This is a genomic window from Cellulomonas sp. EB106-03-03-XG116 (assembly GCF_058792015.1).
The window spans coordinates 1-15,981 of record NZ_JBYTEP010000070.1 but is presented as its reverse complement, the minus strand read 5'-3'; the positions used below and the strand labels follow the sequence as shown (position 1 = coordinate 15,981).

Here is a 15,981-nt window from a genome sequence, read left to right as displayed (position 1 = left end):
CGCGCCCGCCGCGCCCGCCGCGATGCCGACCGTCCGCCCCGGCGCCGTGCCGACCGGCGAGCCCGCCGCGGTCTCCGGCCGCCGCGCCCTGGCCAAGCCGCCGGTGCGCAAGCTCGCCCGCGACCTCGGCGTCGACCTCGACTCCGTGGTGCCGACCGGCCCGGGCGGCATCGTCACCCGCGAGGACGTGCTCGCGCACCAGGCCGCCGCCGAGGCGCGGGTGCTCGCCACCTACCCCGCGGACGACCAGCCGTGGCTCGCGTCCGGCACCGTGTCGCCCGACGGCCGGCAGACCCGCGTCCCGGTGAAGTCGGTCCGGAAGCGGACGGCCGAGGCGATGGTGACCTCCGCGTTCACCGCCCCGCACGTCACCGTCTTCCAGACCGTCGACGTCACCCGCACGATGAAGCTCGTGCAGCGGCTGCGCCAGGACAAGGAGTTCGCGGACGTCCGGGTCACCCCGCTGCTCATCGCCGCGAAGGCGCTGCTGCTCGCCGTCCGCCGGCACCCCGACGTCAACGCGTCCTGGGACGAGGCCGCGCAGGAGATCGTCTACAAGCACTACGTCAACCTGGGCATCGCCGCGGCGACCCCGCGCGGGCTCGTCGTGCCGAACATCAAGGACGCGCACCGGCTCGGGCTGCACGACCTGGCCGAGGGCCTCGCGGCGCTGACCTCCACGGCGCGCGCGGGCAAGGTGACGCCGCGCGACATGTCCGACGGCACCATCACCATCACCAACGTCGGCGTGTTCGGCATCGACACCGGCACCCCGATCCTCAACCCGGGGGAGGCGGCGATCCTCGCGTTCGGCGCGATCCGGGAGCAGCCCTGGGTGCACAAGGGCAAGATCAAGGTCCGGCACGTCACGCAGCTCGCGCTGAGCGTCGACCACCGCCTGGTGGACGGCGCGCTCGGCTCGATGGTGCTCGCGGACGTCGCGGCGGTCCTGGAGGACCCGGCGCAGGCGCTGGTCTGGGGCTGAGCGCCCGCGGAGCCCGCGGCGGGCGGGCGGCTCAGCCGTCCAGGCGCGCGGCCACGTCCGCCGGGAACCCGCCCGTGGCGACGGGGCCCCAGCGGGTCGGCGTCACGCGGATCAGGCTCTTGCCCTGCACGCGCATCGCGGCGCGGTACTCGTCCCAGTCGGGGTGCTCGCCGGCGATGCACCGGTAGTAGTCCACCAGCGCGTCCTCGGCCTCGGGCATGTGCAGCACCTCGGCGTCGCCGTCGACCTGCACCCACGGGCCGTCCCACTCGTCCGACAGCACGAGCACGGACACCCGCGGGTCGCGCTCGGCGTTCACGGTCTTCGCGCGGCCCGGGTAGGTCGAGACGACGATCCGGCCGTAGTCGTCGACGCCGCCGCTGACCGGGGAGATCTGCGGGCGGCCGTCCCGCCGGGCGGTGGCGAGCAGCAGGTGGTGCCGGGTGCGGACGAAGTCCAGCAGCTCGGGCAGGTCGACGGTCGTGTTCGTCGCGACGGAGCGGGCCATGCCCCGACCCTAGGCCGGGCCGGGGGTGCCCGCCTCGCGCAGCAGGTCGACCGTGAGCGGGGCGAGCGGCAGCAGCGCGGCCTCGGCCGGCGTCACCCACACCGCCTCCGCGATCTCCGCGGTCGGGACCGCGCCGGTCACCCCGTCGACGGCGAACACGTGCGCCTCGAGGTGGTGGCCGGGCTCGTTCGCGGCCGGGGCGTCCCGGCGGCCCAGGTCCCGGACCCGCGCCGGGTCCACGACGACCGCGAGCTCCTCGCCGATCTCCCGGACCACCGCGGCGCGCGGATCCTCGCCGGGCTCGATCTTGCCGCCGGCCTGCATGTAGGCGGCGGTATCCCGCTTGCGGACGAGCAGCCACCGGCCCGCGTCGTCGACGATGACCGCCGCGGCGATCCGGAGGACGGGGTGCGCGTGGGTCACGGGCCTCATCCTGCCCCCGTCGCGGCGACCGGCGTCGTCGACGTCCACGCGTCGCCGTGCAGGACGAGGCTGTCGAGCACCCGCACGCCGCAGTGCGCGGCGGCCTCGGCGAGCGCGGCGGCCGCCCGGCCGTCGGCGGGGTGCGGGTCCGGGTCCTCCGGGTCGTGCCGGTGCGCGAGCGCGAGCGTCACCCCGCCGCGGCGCAGCGTCTCGGCGAGCACCTCGCGCACCGCGAACGGCTCGGCGTGCGCGGACGCCCCGGGCACGACGACGGCGCCGAGCAGCCGCGCCGCCCGGTCGCCGGCGACCGCCACGACGCGTCCGTCCGCCGGCCCGGCGAGCAGCGGGCCCGCGAGCCGTGCCACGTCGGCCGGGGTGCGGACCGCGGCCCGCCGGTCGGTCGAGGTGCCGAACCGGCGGGCGAGCGCCAGGGCGGCGACCACGCGGGTGGCCTTGGCCGGGCCGACGCCGGGGGCGCGCAGCAGCGCGGGCGGGTCCGCGTGCGCGAGGCCGGCCAGCCCGCCGTGCGCGACCAGCAGGTCGCGGGCGGTGTCGAGGGCGCTGGCGCCGCGCCGCCCCGAGCCGAGCAGCAGCGCGACCAGCTCGACGTCCGACAGCGCGTCGGCACCCAGGCGCAGCATCCGCTCACGGGGGCGCTGGTCCGGGTCGAGGTCGGCGAGCATCGGTGTCCGCATCTCCTCGACCCTAGGGGCGTGGCGGCCGCGGCGGCCGGAGTTGTCCACAGGCCGGGGCGCGGGTGATCCTCCCCACCCGTGGCGCGGTGCGCGGCCCGTGCGGGTGATGATGGAGCCGTGATCCCCTCCGAGCGCCCGACCCCCGCCCCCGCGCCCGCCCGCCCCGTCCGGGACGGCGCCCGCGTCCGCGTCGCCGCCGCGCCGGCGCCCGCGCCCCGCGCGCTCGCCGCCGTCGCCGCGCTGCTGCTCGCGCTCGCGGCCGTGCTGCTGACCGCGGGCCGCGCCGACGCGCACAACGCGCTGCAGGGCACGGACCCGGCGGACGGGTCGACGGTGGACGCGCCGCCCGCGCGCATCACGCTGACGTTCGACCAGCCGGCGCAGTCGCTCGGCACCGAGATCGTCGTGCTCGGACCGGACGGCAGCACCGTGAGCGAGGGGACCGCCGAGCTCGTGGACAACACGGTCTCCCAGGCGCTCGCCGCCGACCTGCCCGCCGGCGCGTACTCCGTCGAGTGGCGGGTCACCTCGGCCGACGGGCACCCGCTGTCCGGCACCCTCGCGTTCACCGCGGCGTCCGGTGCCGCGGCCGCCGTCCCGGCCGCGCCCGAGACGATCGAGCCGACCGCCGAGCCGACGACGTCGACCCAGGCCGACGAGCCCGCGTCCGAGGCCACGGTCTCCGCGACGCTCGCCCCGCAGCAGGAGCTCGCCGAGGACGAGGACGCCGGGGTGGCGGCCGGCCTGGTCGCCGCGATCGTCGTCGCCGTGCTGGCCGCGGCCGCGGTGGCCGTGTTCGTCGTGCGCGAGCGCCGCCGGTCCCACGACGCCGGGTCGGCGGGCGGCACCGACGGCACCACCGGCCCGACCGGCAGCACCGGCGGGGACGGCCGGGCGGAGGGCTGATGGCCCCCGGCGTCGCCGCACCCGCCGGCCCGCGCCCGGCGCGCAGCCCCCGCACCGCGGACGGGGGGCAGCGGCGCCAGGCCGACTGGCTGCGCATCGCCGCCCTCGCCGTCGCGGCCGTGGCCGCGGTCGTCGCGGGCATCGCCTTCACGGGCGCGGCGGCGCCGACCGCCCTGCGCGACCCCGGCGCCCTGGTGCGCTGGGGCCTGCCGATCGCCTCGACCGGGGCGGAGCTCGCCGCGTCCGCGACCCTCGGCGGCCTCGTGCTGCTGGCGACCGTCCTGGTCCGCCGCGACGAGGCGGTCGTGCGCGCGGCGTCCGGGGTCACCGCCGTCGCGGCCGCGGTCTGGACGCTCACCGCCGTCGTCGAGCTCGTGCTCACCTACGCGAACGTCGCCGGCCTGTCGCCCGCCGACCCGGCGTTCGGCGGGGAGCTGGGCCAGTTCGTCACGCAGTTCGAGCTCGGCCGCGTCCTGCTCACCGTCGCGGTGGTCGCCGCCGTCGTGACGGCGCTCGCGCTGATGACCACGTCGCCGCTCGGTGCCGCGTGGACGGCGCTGCTCGTCGTCGTCGCCCTGTGGCAGGCGGCCCAGACCGGGCACGCCGCCGGCGCCGCGAGCCACGACCTCGCGACGTCGTCCATGTTCCTGCACCTGGTCGGCGCGGCGCTGTGGATCGGCACGCTGCTCGCGCTGTCGCCGCTCGCGCACCGGCTCGGCGCGGACCTGGCGCCCGCCGTCGCGCGGTTCTCCGTCATCGCCGCCTGGTGCTTCGCCGCGGTCGCGGTGTCCGGCACGGTGAACTCGGTCATCCGCCTGGGCTCCTGGGACGACTGGACCACGCGGTACGGCGTGCTGCTGCTGGTGAAGATCGCGCTGTTCGGCGTCCTCGGCCTGCTCGGCCTGGCGCACCGGCGCCGCGTGGTCGGCCGCCTGGCCGGGGACGCGCGCGCCCCCGCCACGTGGCTGTTCTGGCGGCTGGTGCTCGTCGAGCTCACCGTGATGGGTGCGGTGTCGGGCGTCGCCGTCGCCCTGGGCTCGTCGTCCCCGCCGGTGCCGGACGACCCGATCACCGACCCGACCCCCGCCGAGATCGTCACCGGCCACCTGCTGCCGCCCGAGCCGACCACGCTGTCCTGGATCACGCAGTGGCGCTGGGACGTGCTGCTCGCGTCCGCGGCCGTCGCCGGGATCGTCGTCTACCTGCGCTGGGTGCTCCGGCTGCGCCGCCGCGGCGACGCCTGGCCGTGGGCGCGCACCGCGTCCTGGGTCGCCGGGATGGTGCTGTTCTTCTGGACCACCTCCGGCGGGCCGGCGATGTACGGGCACGTGCTGTTCAGCGCGCACATGGTCGAGCACATGATCCTGGCGATGGTGATCCCGGTGCTGCTCGCGCTGTCCGCGCCGGTGACGCTCGCGCTGCGCGCGCTGCCGTCCCGCGGCGGCCGCGCCGGCGCCGGGCGTGGGGCGCCGGACGCGTCCCGCGGACCTCGGGAGTGGCTGCTGGGCCTGGTGCACAGCCGGTGGGGCCGGTTCCTCGCGAACCCCGTCGTCGCCGCGGTGAACTTCGCCGGGTCGATGGTCGTCTTCTACTACACCGACGTGTTCCGGTGGGCGCTGACCTCCGAGGTCGGGCACTACGCGATGGTGGTGCACTTCTCGCTCGCCGGGTACCTGTTCGTCAACGCCCTGGTCGGCATCGACCCGGGCCCCAACCGCCCGCCGTACCCGCAGCGGCTGCTGCTGCTGTTCGCGACGATGGCGTTCCACGCGTTCTTCGGCGTCGCGCTCACCACCGGCGACGTGCTGCTGGTCCCGGACTGGTTCGGCCTGCTCGGCCGCGAGTGGGGCCCGTCGGCGATCGTGGACCAGCAGCGGGGCGGCGGGGTCGCCTGGGGGATCGGCGAGCTGCCGACCCTGGCGCTCGCCGTGGCCGTGGCGTTCGCCTGGTCCCGGGACGACGAGCGGACCGCGAAGCGGCGGGACCGCAAGGTCGCGCGCGACGGCGACACGGAGATGGACGAGTACAACGCGATGCTCGCCCGGCTGGCGGAGCGGGACGCGGGTGGGGCGCCGAGTTCCCGCGAGGTGCCGCGGGAGCCGTGATAGGACGGCGGGGTGACCGACGCTGCTGACCCCACGCCCGAGACCACGCCCGCCACCCCCTTCCACGACCTCGACGCCTACGTCGCCCTGCCCCGGATGTCCGGGCTGGCGCTGTCCCCGGACGGCACCCGGCTCGTCACCGCGGTGTCGACGCTCGACGCCAAGCGGACCCGCTACGTCACCGCGCTGTGGGAGGTGGATCCCGAGGGCGTCCGCCCCGCCCGGCGCCTGACGCGGTCGGCGAAGGGCGAGTCCGCCGCCCGGTTCGCCTCGACGGGCGACCTGCTGTTCACCTCCGCCCGCCCGGACGCCGACGCGGACGCGCCCGACGACGAGCCGCCCGCCGCGCTCTGGCTGCTGCCCGCCGACGGCGCCGAGGCGCGCGTGGTCGCGTCCCGGAAGGCCGGCATCGGTGGCGTCGTGGTCGCGGAGGACGCGCCCGTGGTCGTCGTCCCGTCGGGCGTGCTGCCGAGCGCGGCGGACGACGCCGACGACGAGCGGCTGCTCGGCGCCCGCAAGGACGCCAAGGTCGCCGCGATCCTGCACTCCTCCTACCCGGTGCGGTACTGGGACCACGACCTGGGCCCCGCGCGGCCGCGGCTGTTCGCGGGCGACCTCACCACCGTCGCCGCGTCCCCCGAGGCCGGGGCCGCCGCGCCGAGGCTCGCGCTGCGCGACCTCGCCCCCGACGCCGGCGCCGCGCTGGAGCACCAGGACGCGGTGCTGTCGCCCGACGGCCGCACGCTGGTGACCTCCTGGGCGCAGCCGGGCGCGCGGGGCACGCTCCGCCAGCACCTCGTGGCCGTCGACGTCGCCACCGGCACCCGCCGCGTCCTCGTCGACGACCCGACGGCGGACCTCGCCGGCCCGGTCGTGTCGCCGGACTCCCGGCGGGTCGCCTTCGTCCGGGAGACGATCACGACGCCGACCGCCGCGCCGCAGGTGCAGCTCTGGGTCGCCGACCTGGACGCCGCCGACCCCGCCCCGCGCCGGGTCGCCGCGGGCTGGGACCGCTGGCCGCACGAGATCGCCTGGACCCGCGACGGCGCGGGCCTGCTCGTCGGCGCCGACCACCTCGGCCGCGGCCCGGTGTTCCACGTCGCGCTCGGCTCGGACGTCGTCACGCAGGTGACCGCCGACGACGCGGTGTTCAGCGACCTCCGGGTCAGCCCGGACGGGGCGACGCTGTACGCCCTGCGCGTGTCCTACGCAGCCCCGTCGCACCCGGTCCGGATCGACCTCGCGACGGCCCTCTCGACCGGGGAGCCGGTCGAGGCGGTGGCCCTGCCGGCGCCCGCGCCGCTGCCCGCGCTGCCCGGCACGCTCACCGAGGTGTCGACCACCGCCGAGGACGGCGCCGAGGTGCGCGCCTGGCTGGTGCTGCCGGAGGGCGCGTCCGCCGCGTCGCCGGCCCCGCTGCTGCTGTGGATCCACGGCGGCCCGCTGAACTCGTGGAACGCCTGGTCCTGGCGGTGGAACCCGTGGATCATGGCGGCCCGCGGCTACGCCGTCCTGCTGCCGGACCCGGCGCTGTCCACCGGCTACGGCCAGGACTTCGTGCAGCGCGGCTGGGGCGCCTGGGGCGCGGCGCCGTACACCGACCTCATGGCGATCACCGACGCGACCGTCGCGCGCGCGGACGTCGACGAGACCCGCACCGCCGCGATGGGCGGCTCGTTCGGCGGCTACATGGCCAACTGGGTCGCGGGGCACACCGACCGGTTCCGCGCGATCGTGACGCACGCGAGCCTGTGGGCCCTCGACCAGTTCGGGCCGACGACCGACCACTCCTTCTACTGGGAGCGGGAGATGACGCCGGAGATGGCGCTGGCGAACTCCCCGCACCTGTCGGTCGACACGATCGTCACGCCGATGCTCGTCGTGCACGGCGACAAGGACTACCGGGTGCCGATCGGCGAGGGCCTGCGGCTCTGGTACGAGCTGCTGTCCCGGTCGGCGCTGGCCGCGGACGAGAACGGCGAGACGCCGCACCGGTTCCTCTACTTCCCGGACGAGAACCACTGGGTGCTCAGCCCGCAGCACGCGAAGGTCTGGTACCAGGTGGTCGACGCCTTCCTCGCGGAGCACGTGCTCGGTCTCACCGGCGACGAGCTCCCGCCGCTGCCCGAGGTCCTGGGCTGACGGCGGCGCCCGGGCCGCGTCCGCGCGCGGCCCGGGCGTCCTTTCACCCGGGCGGGCCCCCGCTCGGCGCGCGCATCAGCGGGTCCACCGCCAGACTCGGTCCCGGAGCCCCGGGCACCCCCGCCCGGGCCGGGAAGGAGTCCGACCATGGGCATCGGCGGCGGCATCGCCCTGATCGTCATCGGCGCGATCCTCGCGTTCGGCGTGAGCGACAACATCGCGAACGTGGACCTCACGGTCATCGGCTACATCTGCATGGGCGCGGGCGTGCTCGCGCTGATCCTCGCGCTGGTGCTCACGAACCAGCGGGCGAACACCTCGCACCGCGAGGAGGTCGTCGAGCGCTACGAGGGCAGCACCCCGCCCCCGGCGGCCTGACCCGCCCGACCACGACGCGGCCCGCGGGACGATCCGCGGGCCGCGTCGTGTTCACTACTCCTGTGACCACCAGCAGCACCCGTCTCCCGAAGGTCCGCGCGTCCGAGCTCGTCGGCCGCGGCTGGCTCAACACCGGCGGCCAGGACGTCGCGCTCGCGGACCTCCGCGGCAAGATCGTCCTCCTCGACTTCTGGACCTTCTGCTGCATCAACTGCCTGCACGTCCTCGACGAGCTCCGCGAGCTCGAGGAGCAGTACCGCGACGTGCTGGTGATCGTCGGCGTGCACTCGCCGAAGTTCGTGCACGAGGCCGACCCGGTCGCGCTGGCCGCCGCCGTCGAGCGGTACGAGGTGCACCACCCCGTGCTCGACGACCCGGAGCTGGTCACCTGGTCCGCGTATACCGCGCGCGCCTGGCCGACCCTGGTCGTCATCGATCCCGAGGGCTACATCGTCGCCCAGATGGCGGGCGAGGGGCACCAGAGCAACGTCGAGCGCCTGGTCCGCGACCTGGTCGCCGAGCACGAGGCCAAGGGCACGCTGCACCGCGGCGGCGGCCCGTACGTCCCGCCGGAGCCCACCGCGGGCACGCTGCGGTTCCCCGCGAAGGCGGTCGCGCTGCCGGGCGGCACGCTGCTGGTCGCCGACGCCGGGCACCACTCGCTCGCGGAGCTCGCGGCGGACGGCGAGACCCTGGTCCGGCGGATCGGGTCGGGCGAGCGCGGCCTGGTCGACGGCGGCCCCGACGAGGCGCGGTTCAGCGAGCCGAACGGCCTCACGCTGCTGCCCGAGGACGTCGCGGCCGAGGTCGGGTACGACGTGCTGGTCGCCGACACGGTCAACCACGCGCTGCGCGGTGTGCGGCTGTCCGACGGCGCCGTGACCACCGTCGCGGGCACCGGCGCGCAGTACCTGGTCGGCGAGCCCACCGTGCCGTCCCCGCTGCCCGGCCGCACCGACCTGTGGCGCGCGGGCGGGGCGCGGGCCGCCACGGCGGTCCCGCTGTCCTCGCCGTGGGACGTCGTGTGGTCGCCGCAGACCGGCACCGCGCTCGTCGCGATGGCCGGCAACCACCAGCTCTGGGCGTTCGACCCGCGGGACGGCGTCGTCGAGCCCGTCGCCGGCACGATGAACGAGGGCCTCACCGACGGCGACCCGCGCGAGGCGTGGTTCGCGCAGACGTCCGGCACGGCGCTCGCGGCCGACGGCCGGGTGTGGCTGGCGGACTCCGAGGTGTCGGCGCTGCGCTGGATCGACCCCGGGACGCCGCCGGCCGCCGTCGCGGCCGAGGCGGCGCCGGCGGCCGGCGGGTTCGCGGGGCTGGTGGGGGCGGGCGCCGCGCTCGCCGCCGCGCGCACCGCGCCCACCGGCCCGGCGGACGCCTGGTCCGGCGCGGTGGTCGGCACGGCCGTCGGGGCGGGGCTGTTCGACTTCGGCCACCGGGACGGCCCGGCCGACCAGGCGCTGCTCCAGCACCCGCTCGGCGTGGCGGTGCTGCCCGACGGCTCGGTCGTCGTCGCCGACACCTACAACGGCGCGGTCCGTCGCTGGGCCCCGTCGGCCGACGGCGACGGCCGCGGCGAGGTCAGCACGCTCGCGACCGGCCTCGCCGAGCCGAGCGGGATCGTCGTGCAGGTCGACGCCGAGGCGGGCGGCGTCACGCTGCTCGTCGTCGAGTCGGCCGCGCACCGCCTGACCCGGATCGCGCTCCCGGCGACGCTGGCCGGCGAGGTGCTGGACGCGGGCGCGCACCGGACGCAGCGCCCGGTCACCGACATCGCCCCGGGGGAGCTCGCCCTCGACGTCGTGTTCACCCCCGCCGCCGGGCAGAAGTACGACGACCGGTTCGGGCCGTCGACGATGCTCCGGGTGTCCGCGACGCCGGCGGAGCTGCTGATCGACGGCGCGGGCGACGACGTGCCGCTGACCCGGACGCTGCGGATCAACCCCGAGGTCGCCGAGGGCGTCCTGCACATCACCGCCCGCGCCGCGAGCTGCGACGCGGACCCGGCGATCGAGTTCCCGGCGTGCCACCTCAACTCGCAGGACTGGGGCGTCCCGGTCCGCGTGGTCGCCGGCGCGCCGGCGGACCTCTCCCTCCCGCTGCACGGCTGACGCGCGCCCGCGCGACGCGCCGCCCCGGCGTCAGGAGGCGCCCAGGACCGCCAGCGAGAGCAGCGTCTGGAGGGTGGTCGTGACCGTGCGGTCGTCCGGGAGGGTCGACTCGACCGTGACCGACCACGGCGCGCGGCGGAGCTCCAGCTGGCGCACGCCCGAGACGTGCAGCGAGCCGGTGCCGCCCCGCGCGACCACGACCGGGTCGCCGCCGTCGTGGCGCTGCACCGACCAGCCCGAGCCGCCCATCGCCTCGGTCGCGGCGGAGGCCAGGGCGCACAGCCGGGACAGCGGGGCCGGACCGGTGGCCGACAGCGCCGTCACCGAGGCGGCCACGGTACGGCCGAGCACCGCCCCCGGGTCGTCGGCGCGGTACTGCCGGGCCCGGGCCGCGGCGTGGCTGCGCTTGGCGTGGTACTGCGCGGCGTCGGCCCGGCGGAACAGCGACCGCGGCGTGGGCGCCGCGCCGAGCGAGCCGCGCGCCGAGGACGCGATGCCGTAGGACAGCGACGCGCCGAACGGCAGCGCGCTGTCGCCCACCGTCGCGTCCATCACCTGCACGACCGTGGTCCGCGGGATCCCGGAGGTCACCACGCAGAACTCGTCGCCGCCGATCCGCGCGACGGTCGAGCCCGGCAGCCCCCCGCCCGCGCGGCGCAGCACGCCCGCCACGCTCCGCAGCAGCTCGTCGCCGGCGTCGTGGCCGAGCTCGTCGTTCACGCGCTTCAGGCCGTCGACGTCGCACATGACGATGCACGTCTCGTCGCCGGAGTCGATGGCCGCCTGCGCCGCCTCGTCGGCCACCCGGCGGGTGCTCAGCCCGGTCAGGGCGTCGTCGGACACCAGGTGCCGCACCTGCTCCGCGAGGTCGAGCCGCGCGACCTGCGCCCCGAGCAGCGCGCCGAGGACCTCGCCGCGGGCGGCGTCGTCCGGCGTGAAGACGGGCGCCCGCTCGTCGCGCACCGTGCAGAGCACGCCCCAGAGGTCGCCGTTGACGACGACGGGGGCGACGAGCGCGGGCCGCGGCCGGGCGGGATGGTCTCCGGGAGCGGACAGCCAGGTCTCGCGCCGCCGCACGAGGGCGCGCACGGCGTCGCCGTCGCGGAGCGCCTCCTCGGCGGCGGGCAGCTCGTCGGTGGGCTCGGCGGCGAGGACGTGCCAGTCGTCCTGCTCGAGCCGGGCGACGGCGGCCACCTCGACGTCGAGCAGGTCGCGGGCGGCGACCACGGCGGCCTCGTGCACCTCGCCGAGCGAGGCGGCGGCCCCGAGGCGGTGCGCGAGCAGCGCGAAGTGCCGGGCGTCGTCCCCGTCTCCGCGGGGCGCGCTCGTCCGGGCCGGCGGCGGGGCGTCGGTCACCGGGACATCATCGCGTGTCCGGCTCCCGGCCACACCCGGGCGCACCGCGGGTCCTCCGAGCGGGTGAACGCCCACCTCAGGCGGGCACGGCCTCCGGCTCGAGCGCGCCGGTCGCGGCCCGCTCCCCGGCGCCCACGGCGCGGAGGACGAACAGCACCGTCGACTCGATCGCGCGCTCGCGGGCGGGCTGGTCGTCGGGCAGGGTGCGGCTGCTCAGGCAGGCGTTGACCAGCGAGACCGTCGTGCCCAGGTCCTGCTCGGGGAACGCCCCGGACTCGATCCCGGCGGACAGCACGCGGCGCAGCATGGCCTCCACCAGGACGACGTGCTCGCGGACGCGCTGCTGCGTGCCGCGCGACAGCACCGACCGCAGGTCCGGGCCCGGGGCGAGGTGGTAGTCGCGCTTGAGCTCGCACTGCGCGCGGACGTAGGCGCGCAGCTGCTCGGTCGGGTCGTCGATGCCGGCGAGCTCGGCCTCCAGCGCGGCCACGTACTGCCCGGTCTCGTGCATGATGAAGCCGACGAGCATCGACTCCTTGTCGGCGAAGTGGTTGTACACCGCCGTCCGGCCGACGCCGGCCGCCTGGGCGATGTCGGCGAGGGTGATCGAGTCGAACCCGCGCTCGGCCATCAGCCGGGACAGCGCGCCGAACAGGCGCAGCCGCGTCTGCTCCCGGTGCTCGTGCAGCGAGCCGCCGATGATCTTGGGCATGATGACATGATCGCACGACCTGTCATCATCCGAGCCCGGACCGTGTGTCGGACCCGTGCAGGTGTCGGTCGGGGTCCGCGCGTCAGGCCGCCCGGTGCACCTCGGCGAGCGCGGCGAACAGGGCGCGGTTGTGCCGGAACGCGGCGCGCGCCTCGTCGACGACCGCGGCCCGCTGCGCCGCCGTCAGGTCGAGCGCGTCGACCCGCGCGCGGTACAGGTCCTTGAACGGCTTCGGCTTCGGGACGGCGGGGAAGGCGTAGAAGCCGACGCCCTGGTCCGCGACCCCGTAGTGCCGCTGCACCATGCGGCCGATGACCTGCCCGCCCGAGAGGTCGCCGAGGTACCGGGTGTACGCGTGCGCGACGTAGGGGCCGACGTCCGCGCCGCCCGCGCGGATGGCGGCCGCGTAGGCCGCGGTCGCGGGCAGCGGCACGGCGCGCTCGCGCCAGCCCGGGCCGGCGAGGTGCGCGAGGTCCGCCTCGATCGCCGGGACGCGCCGCAGCTCGTCGAACACCACCCCGGCCCCCGCGGGCGTGCGGCGGACCAGCTCGCCGACCTCCTCCAGGGCCGCGTAGACGGCGTGCAGCTGGAGCGCCAGGTCGACGTACGCCGCCGTCGTGAGCCGGCCGTCCAGCAGGTCCTCGACGAACGACGAGCCCTCGGCGGCCTCGTGCTCCGGGCGCGTCCCCTCGCGGAGCAGGACCGACAGCGGGGCGGTGGCGCCGGACCCGGCGGCCGGGTCGTCGGCGCGCGGCGCGACGGCCGGCAGGTCGTGCGTGGTGGTCATGTCTGCTCCCGGGGGCGCGCGGCTGGCGTCGAGATGACGTCGCGTCAGAACGTACCCCAGGAAGTAAGGATTGCCTACCCTCCCTCGCGGCGGGTGTTCCGCCGCCGGCACGGTGCGGCCCTGCTCGCCCGGGTGCCCCGAGGGCGCCGGACGTCGCCGGACGGCGACGCGGGCGGGATACCGTGCGTGGCGTGACCGCCGCGACGCCCCCGGAACCCGACGCCGACACCGACGACTACCGCCCCGCCGACCCGGATGCCAAGGACTGGACCTGGGTGATCGCCGAGCGCTGCCCCGAGTGCGGGTTCGCCGGCACCGACGTGGCCGGCCCCGACATCGCCGGCACCGTGCACGACCTGGTGCCCCGGTGGCGCGCGGCGCTCAACCGCCTCGACGTCCGCGACCGACCGGCGCCCGGCGTCTGGTCGACGCTCGAGTACGGCGCGCACGTGCGCGACGTGCACCGCGTGTTCGCCGAGCGGCTGCGGCTGATGCTGACCGAGGACGACCCGCTGTTCGCCAACTGGGACCAGGACGCCACCGCCGCCGAGGAGCGCTACGACCGGCAGGACCCGGGCCGCGTCGCGGACGAGCTGGCCGACGCCGCGGCCGCGCTGGCGGCGGGGTTCGCCGCGGTCCGCCCCGACCAGTGGGCACGCGGCGGCCGTCGGTCCAACGGGTCGTCGTTCACGGTCACGACCCTCGGGCAGTACTTCCTGCACGACGTGGTGCACCACCTGCACGACGTCCGGGCCTGACCGCCCGGCGGGGCCGGGGGCGCGGCGAGGCCCCTCGGACGCTTACTCCGAGGGGCCTCGCTCCGGGGACGACGCTACGGGCCGCCGCCGTGCCCGCGGCGCAGGCGCGCCGGACCCGTCCGGCACCCCCACGGGACCGCGCCGTCATCCACAGATTCTGTGCACAACCCTGTGAACACCGCATGATCCTGCAGGTGACGCTGTGGACAACGTGTGCACTCCGCGGTGGACGAGAATTCGCCGGCGCAGACCCTTGCGGCCGTCGTCGCGGGAGGTCTAGAACTCTTCCAACGACCTCGACGGACGCACCGACCACCGCAGGGAGACCCGCCTCGACGGGTGCCCGGCGGGGCGGGGCCGGCGGGGCCGGGACCGGAGGGAGAACGACGGACCACCTCGGCGGGGCGACCCGGCGAGCTGCGGATGACGACGCAGAGGCCCGCTAGGACCCCGAGGGTCGGATCGTCGCCGTCCCGCCCGCGGCAGGTGCCCCCCGAGGTCGCCGCCGGGTGCCGGGGCGGAGCCGCACCGTCAGAGCGGCCGCCGGTCCCCGATCCGTCGGGGGCACAGGGACGACGATCGGGGAGGGCCCCTCGGACGCTTACTCCGAGGGGCCCTTCTCCGTGCCCGGGCGCGGTTACCCACAGGGTGGTCGGGGTTGTCCACACCTCGCCGTCGCCCGAACGGCCCCTCCGACCACCCGAGAGGGCGATATGTCGGGCTCTGTCCACAGGAGTTGTCCCCACCTTGTGCACGACCCCGTGGATCGAGCGGGGACCGGCGCCGCGCCCTGTGGACGTGGTGTGCACGCGCGGTGCGCCGCTGGGGATCGGCGCCGGTCAGCGCGGGTCCCGCCTGGGGACGACCGGCGTCAGGGCAGCAGGCGCAGCTTCCCGACCAGGCGGTCGACGCGGTTCCGCGGCCCGACGATGCTCACGGCGAGGTAGTCGTGGCCGTCCGCCGGGCGCTCCGCCATCGCGGCCAGGTACTCCGTGTACACGCGGATCTGCTGGGCGATGGCGGGCATGTCCGCCACGTGCACGCCGGGTGCCGCCGCGGCCTTGGCCCGCAGCTCCGCGAGTACGGCGCCCGGCGCGCCCAGCACGGTGCAGCCGGTCCAGGGCAGGCCCGTGTGCGCGTCCCCGCGCGCGTCCGTCGCGGCGGGCCCGAGCAGGCCGGGTACGCCCGTGACGGTCGCGGCGGTCACGCAGGCGACGGCGTTGGCGGCGCGGCCGGGCTCCAGCGACTCGTCGACGACCACGACCCACTTGAGCCGGGCGGACCGCGTCGGCTCGTCGAGGCGGATCTCCTCGGGCGCGAAGCCGACGGCCGGCGCCGCGGCGGGGCGGGGGTCGGCGGCGGTGGAGGGGGCGCCGGGGCCGGTGGCGGCGGGCGCGGGGGACACGGTCACGGCGACCTCCCGGTGGTGGCGCCGCGGACGATCCGCGGCGGTCGTCGTCCGACGACGAGTGGTGACGCTAGGCATCGGTACGAGCCCTGTCCACGACGTCCGTACGACGTACGGCTAAGGTCGGTGCATGGCCGATCTGGACGCACTCGACACGGCGATCCTGCGCGAGCTGCAGGCGGACGCACGGCGGACCAACCGCGACGTCGCCGCCGCCGTGGGCGTCGCGCCGACGACCGCCCTCGACCGGACGCGGGCTCTGCGCGAGCGCGGAGTGATCCGCGGCGCGACGCTCGACGTGGACCTCGCCGCGATCGGGCGGCCGGTGCAGGCGCTCGTCGCCGTGCGGATCCGGCCGCCGACCCGGCGGAACATCGAGGGCTTCCGCGCCTGGGTGGTGGCGCTGCCGGAGACGCTGGGCGTGTTCGTGACCACCGGCACCGAGGACTTCCTCGTCCACGTGGCGGTGCCGGACAACGAGGCGCTGTACGGGTTCGTGATCGACCGGCTCACCGAGCGGCCGGAGGTCGTCGACGTGCGCACCTCCGTCGTCTTCGAGCACCTGCGCAAGCGCCGCGTCGACCCGGCCCCGGGGGTGGTGCGTTCAGTGCGCGGGAGCGGCGAGGGCGCCCGCGGGCGGTGAGCCGTCGGCACCCGCCGCGCCGACGGGCCGGGTCGGCGGCCCGGCGGCCGCGGTCCGTGGC

At 76.8% G+C, this 15,981-nt stretch carries 15 protein-coding genes; 8 read left to right on the top strand and 7 right to left on the bottom strand.

Going from position 1 to position 15,981, the window contains the following annotated elements; genetic code table 11:
* A partial coding sequence (locus AC3WUG_RS17825) for a dihydrolipoamide acetyltransferase family protein (protein WP_492328888.1) occupies window positions 1-985 on the top strand: 985 nt, incomplete at its 5' end.
* A gap of 31 nt (window positions 986-1,016) precedes the next feature.
* Here AC3WUG_RS17825 and AC3WUG_RS17820 read toward each other — a convergent pair.
* Genes AC3WUG_RS17820 through AC3WUG_RS17810 form a run of 3 tightly spaced genes read right to left on the bottom strand, consistent with a single transcriptional unit; the run spans window position 1,017 to window position 2,611 of the window.
* Window positions 1,017-1,493 carry a PPOX class F420-dependent oxidoreductase gene (locus AC3WUG_RS17820; RefSeq protein WP_492328887.1) on the bottom strand — a complete coding sequence of 159 codons (477 nt, stop codon included), beginning with the start codon at window positions 1,491-1,493 and terminating at the stop codon, window positions 1,017-1,019.
* Window positions 1,494-1,502: 9 nt separating this feature from the next.
* Window positions 1,503-1,916 carry an NUDIX hydrolase gene (locus tag AC3WUG_RS17815; RefSeq protein ID WP_492328886.1) on the bottom strand — a complete coding sequence of 138 codons (414 nt, stop codon included), beginning with the start codon at window positions 1,914-1,916 and terminating at the stop codon, window positions 1,503-1,505.
* Window positions 1,917-1,921: 5 nt separating this feature from the next.
* Window positions 1,922-2,611 carry a JAB domain-containing protein gene (locus tag AC3WUG_RS17810; RefSeq protein ID WP_492328885.1) on the bottom strand — a complete coding sequence of 230 codons (690 nt, stop codon included), beginning with the start codon at window positions 2,609-2,611 and terminating at the stop codon, window positions 1,922-1,924.
* 117 nt (window positions 2,612-2,728) lie between these two features.
* Here AC3WUG_RS17810 and AC3WUG_RS17805 point away from each other — a divergent pair, with 117 nt between their 5' ends.
* The 5 genes from AC3WUG_RS17805 (at window position 2,729) to AC3WUG_RS17785 (ending at window position 10,256) form a co-directional block, all read left to right on the top strand.
* The gene (locus tag AC3WUG_RS17805) at window positions 2,729-3,517 is read left to right on the top strand and encodes a copper resistance CopC family protein (RefSeq protein WP_492328884.1); all 789 of its coding nucleotides are present in this window, start codon (window positions 2,729-2,731) and stop codon (window positions 3,515-3,517) included.
* Window positions 3,517-5,622 (top strand): bifunctional copper resistance protein CopD/cytochrome c oxidase assembly protein, encoded by a 2,106-nt coding sequence (locus AC3WUG_RS17800; RefSeq protein ID WP_492328883.1) that lies wholly within the window; start codon window positions 3,517-3,519, stop codon window positions 5,620-5,622. The genes AC3WUG_RS17805 and AC3WUG_RS17800 overlap by 1 nt, the downstream gene beginning before the upstream one ends.
* A gap of 12 nt (window positions 5,623-5,634) precedes the next feature.
* Window positions 5,635-7,764 carry an alpha/beta fold hydrolase gene (locus AC3WUG_RS17795; RefSeq protein WP_492328882.1) on the top strand — a complete coding sequence of 710 codons (2,130 nt, stop codon included), beginning with the start codon at window positions 5,635-5,637 and terminating at the stop codon, window positions 7,762-7,764.
* Window positions 7,765-7,911: 147 nt separating this feature from the next.
* A complete protein-coding gene (locus AC3WUG_RS17790) occupies window positions 7,912-8,142 on the top strand; it encodes a DUF6458 family protein (RefSeq protein WP_492328881.1) in 231 nt (76 codons plus the stop codon).
* Window positions 8,143-8,204: 62 nt separating this feature from the next.
* The gene (locus AC3WUG_RS17785) at window positions 8,205-10,256 is read left to right on the top strand and encodes an NHL domain-containing thioredoxin family protein (protein ID WP_492328880.1); all 2,052 of its coding nucleotides are present in this window, start codon (window positions 8,205-8,207) and stop codon (window positions 10,254-10,256) included.
* 30 nt (window positions 10,257-10,286) lie between these two features.
* Here AC3WUG_RS17785 and AC3WUG_RS17780 read toward each other — a convergent pair whose 3' ends face one another.
* From AC3WUG_RS17780 to AC3WUG_RS17770, 3 genes are all read right to left on the bottom strand, one after another.
* Window positions 10,287-11,612, bottom strand: a complete 1,326-nt coding sequence (locus tag AC3WUG_RS17780) for a GGDEF domain-containing protein (protein ID WP_492328879.1) — start codon at window positions 11,610-11,612, stop codon at window positions 10,287-10,289.
* A 76-nt stretch (window positions 11,613-11,688) separates the two neighbouring features.
* Window positions 11,689-12,324, bottom strand: coding sequence for a TetR/AcrR family transcriptional regulator (locus tag AC3WUG_RS17775; protein ID WP_492328878.1), 636 nt, complete (start codon window positions 12,322-12,324; stop codon window positions 11,689-11,691).
* Window positions 12,325-12,406: 82 nt separating this feature from the next.
* Window positions 12,407-13,111, bottom strand: a complete 705-nt coding sequence (locus tag AC3WUG_RS17770; RefSeq protein ID WP_492328877.1) for a biliverdin-producing heme oxygenase — start codon at window positions 13,109-13,111, stop codon at window positions 12,407-12,409.
* A 191-nt stretch (window positions 13,112-13,302) separates the two neighbouring features.
* On the opposite strand from AC3WUG_RS17770, the gene AC3WUG_RS17765 reads away from it, so the two are divergent.
* Window positions 13,303-13,869 carry a DinB family protein gene (locus AC3WUG_RS17765; RefSeq protein ID WP_492328876.1) on the top strand — a complete coding sequence of 189 codons (567 nt, stop codon included), beginning with the start codon at window positions 13,303-13,305 and terminating at the stop codon, window positions 13,867-13,869.
* An 871-nt stretch (window positions 13,870-14,740) separates the two neighbouring features.
* On the opposite strand, the gene AC3WUG_RS17760 is transcribed toward AC3WUG_RS17765, so the two are convergent.
* Complete coding sequence (locus AC3WUG_RS17760; RefSeq protein ID WP_492328875.1) at window positions 14,741-15,280, bottom strand: DUF2000 domain-containing protein; 540 nt, start codon at window positions 15,278-15,280, stop codon at window positions 14,741-14,743.
* 127 nt (window positions 15,281-15,407) lie between these two features.
* Between AC3WUG_RS17760 and AC3WUG_RS17755 the strand changes: the two genes are divergently transcribed.
* The gene (locus AC3WUG_RS17755; RefSeq protein ID WP_492328874.1) at window positions 15,408-15,920 is read left to right on the top strand and encodes an Lrp/AsnC family transcriptional regulator; all 513 of its coding nucleotides are present in this window, start codon (window positions 15,408-15,410) and stop codon (window positions 15,918-15,920) included.
* Window positions 15,921-15,981: the final 61 nt, after the last annotated feature.

Excerpts from the sequence above, each read along its gene's own strand:
- AC3WUG_RS17820 (WP_492328887.1), bottom strand. The coding sequence starts at position 1,493 with ATGGCCCGCTCCGTCGCGACGAACACGACCGTCGACCTGCCCGAGCTG.
- AC3WUG_RS17810 (WP_492328885.1), bottom strand. The coding sequence starts at position 2,611 with ATGCGGACACCGATGCTCGCCGACCTCGACCCGGACCAGCGCCCCCGT.
- AC3WUG_RS17800 (WP_492328883.1), top strand. The coding sequence starts at position 3,517 with ATGGCCCCCGGCGTCGCCGCACCCGCCGGCCCGCGCCCGGCGCGCAGC.
- AC3WUG_RS17790 (WP_492328881.1), top strand. The coding sequence starts at position 7,912 with ATGGGCATCGGCGGCGGCATCGCCCTGATCGTCATCGGCGCGATCCTC.
- AC3WUG_RS17775 (WP_492328878.1), bottom strand. The coding sequence starts at position 12,324 with ATGCCCAAGATCATCGGCGGCTCGCTGCACGAGCACCGGGAGCAGACG.
- AC3WUG_RS17770 (WP_492328877.1), bottom strand. The coding sequence starts at position 13,111 with ATGACCACCACGCACGACCTGCCGGCCGTCGCGCCGCGCGCCGACGAC.
- AC3WUG_RS17755 (WP_492328874.1), top strand. The coding sequence starts at position 15,408 with ATGGCCGATCTGGACGCACTCGACACGGCGATCCTGCGCGAGCTGCAG.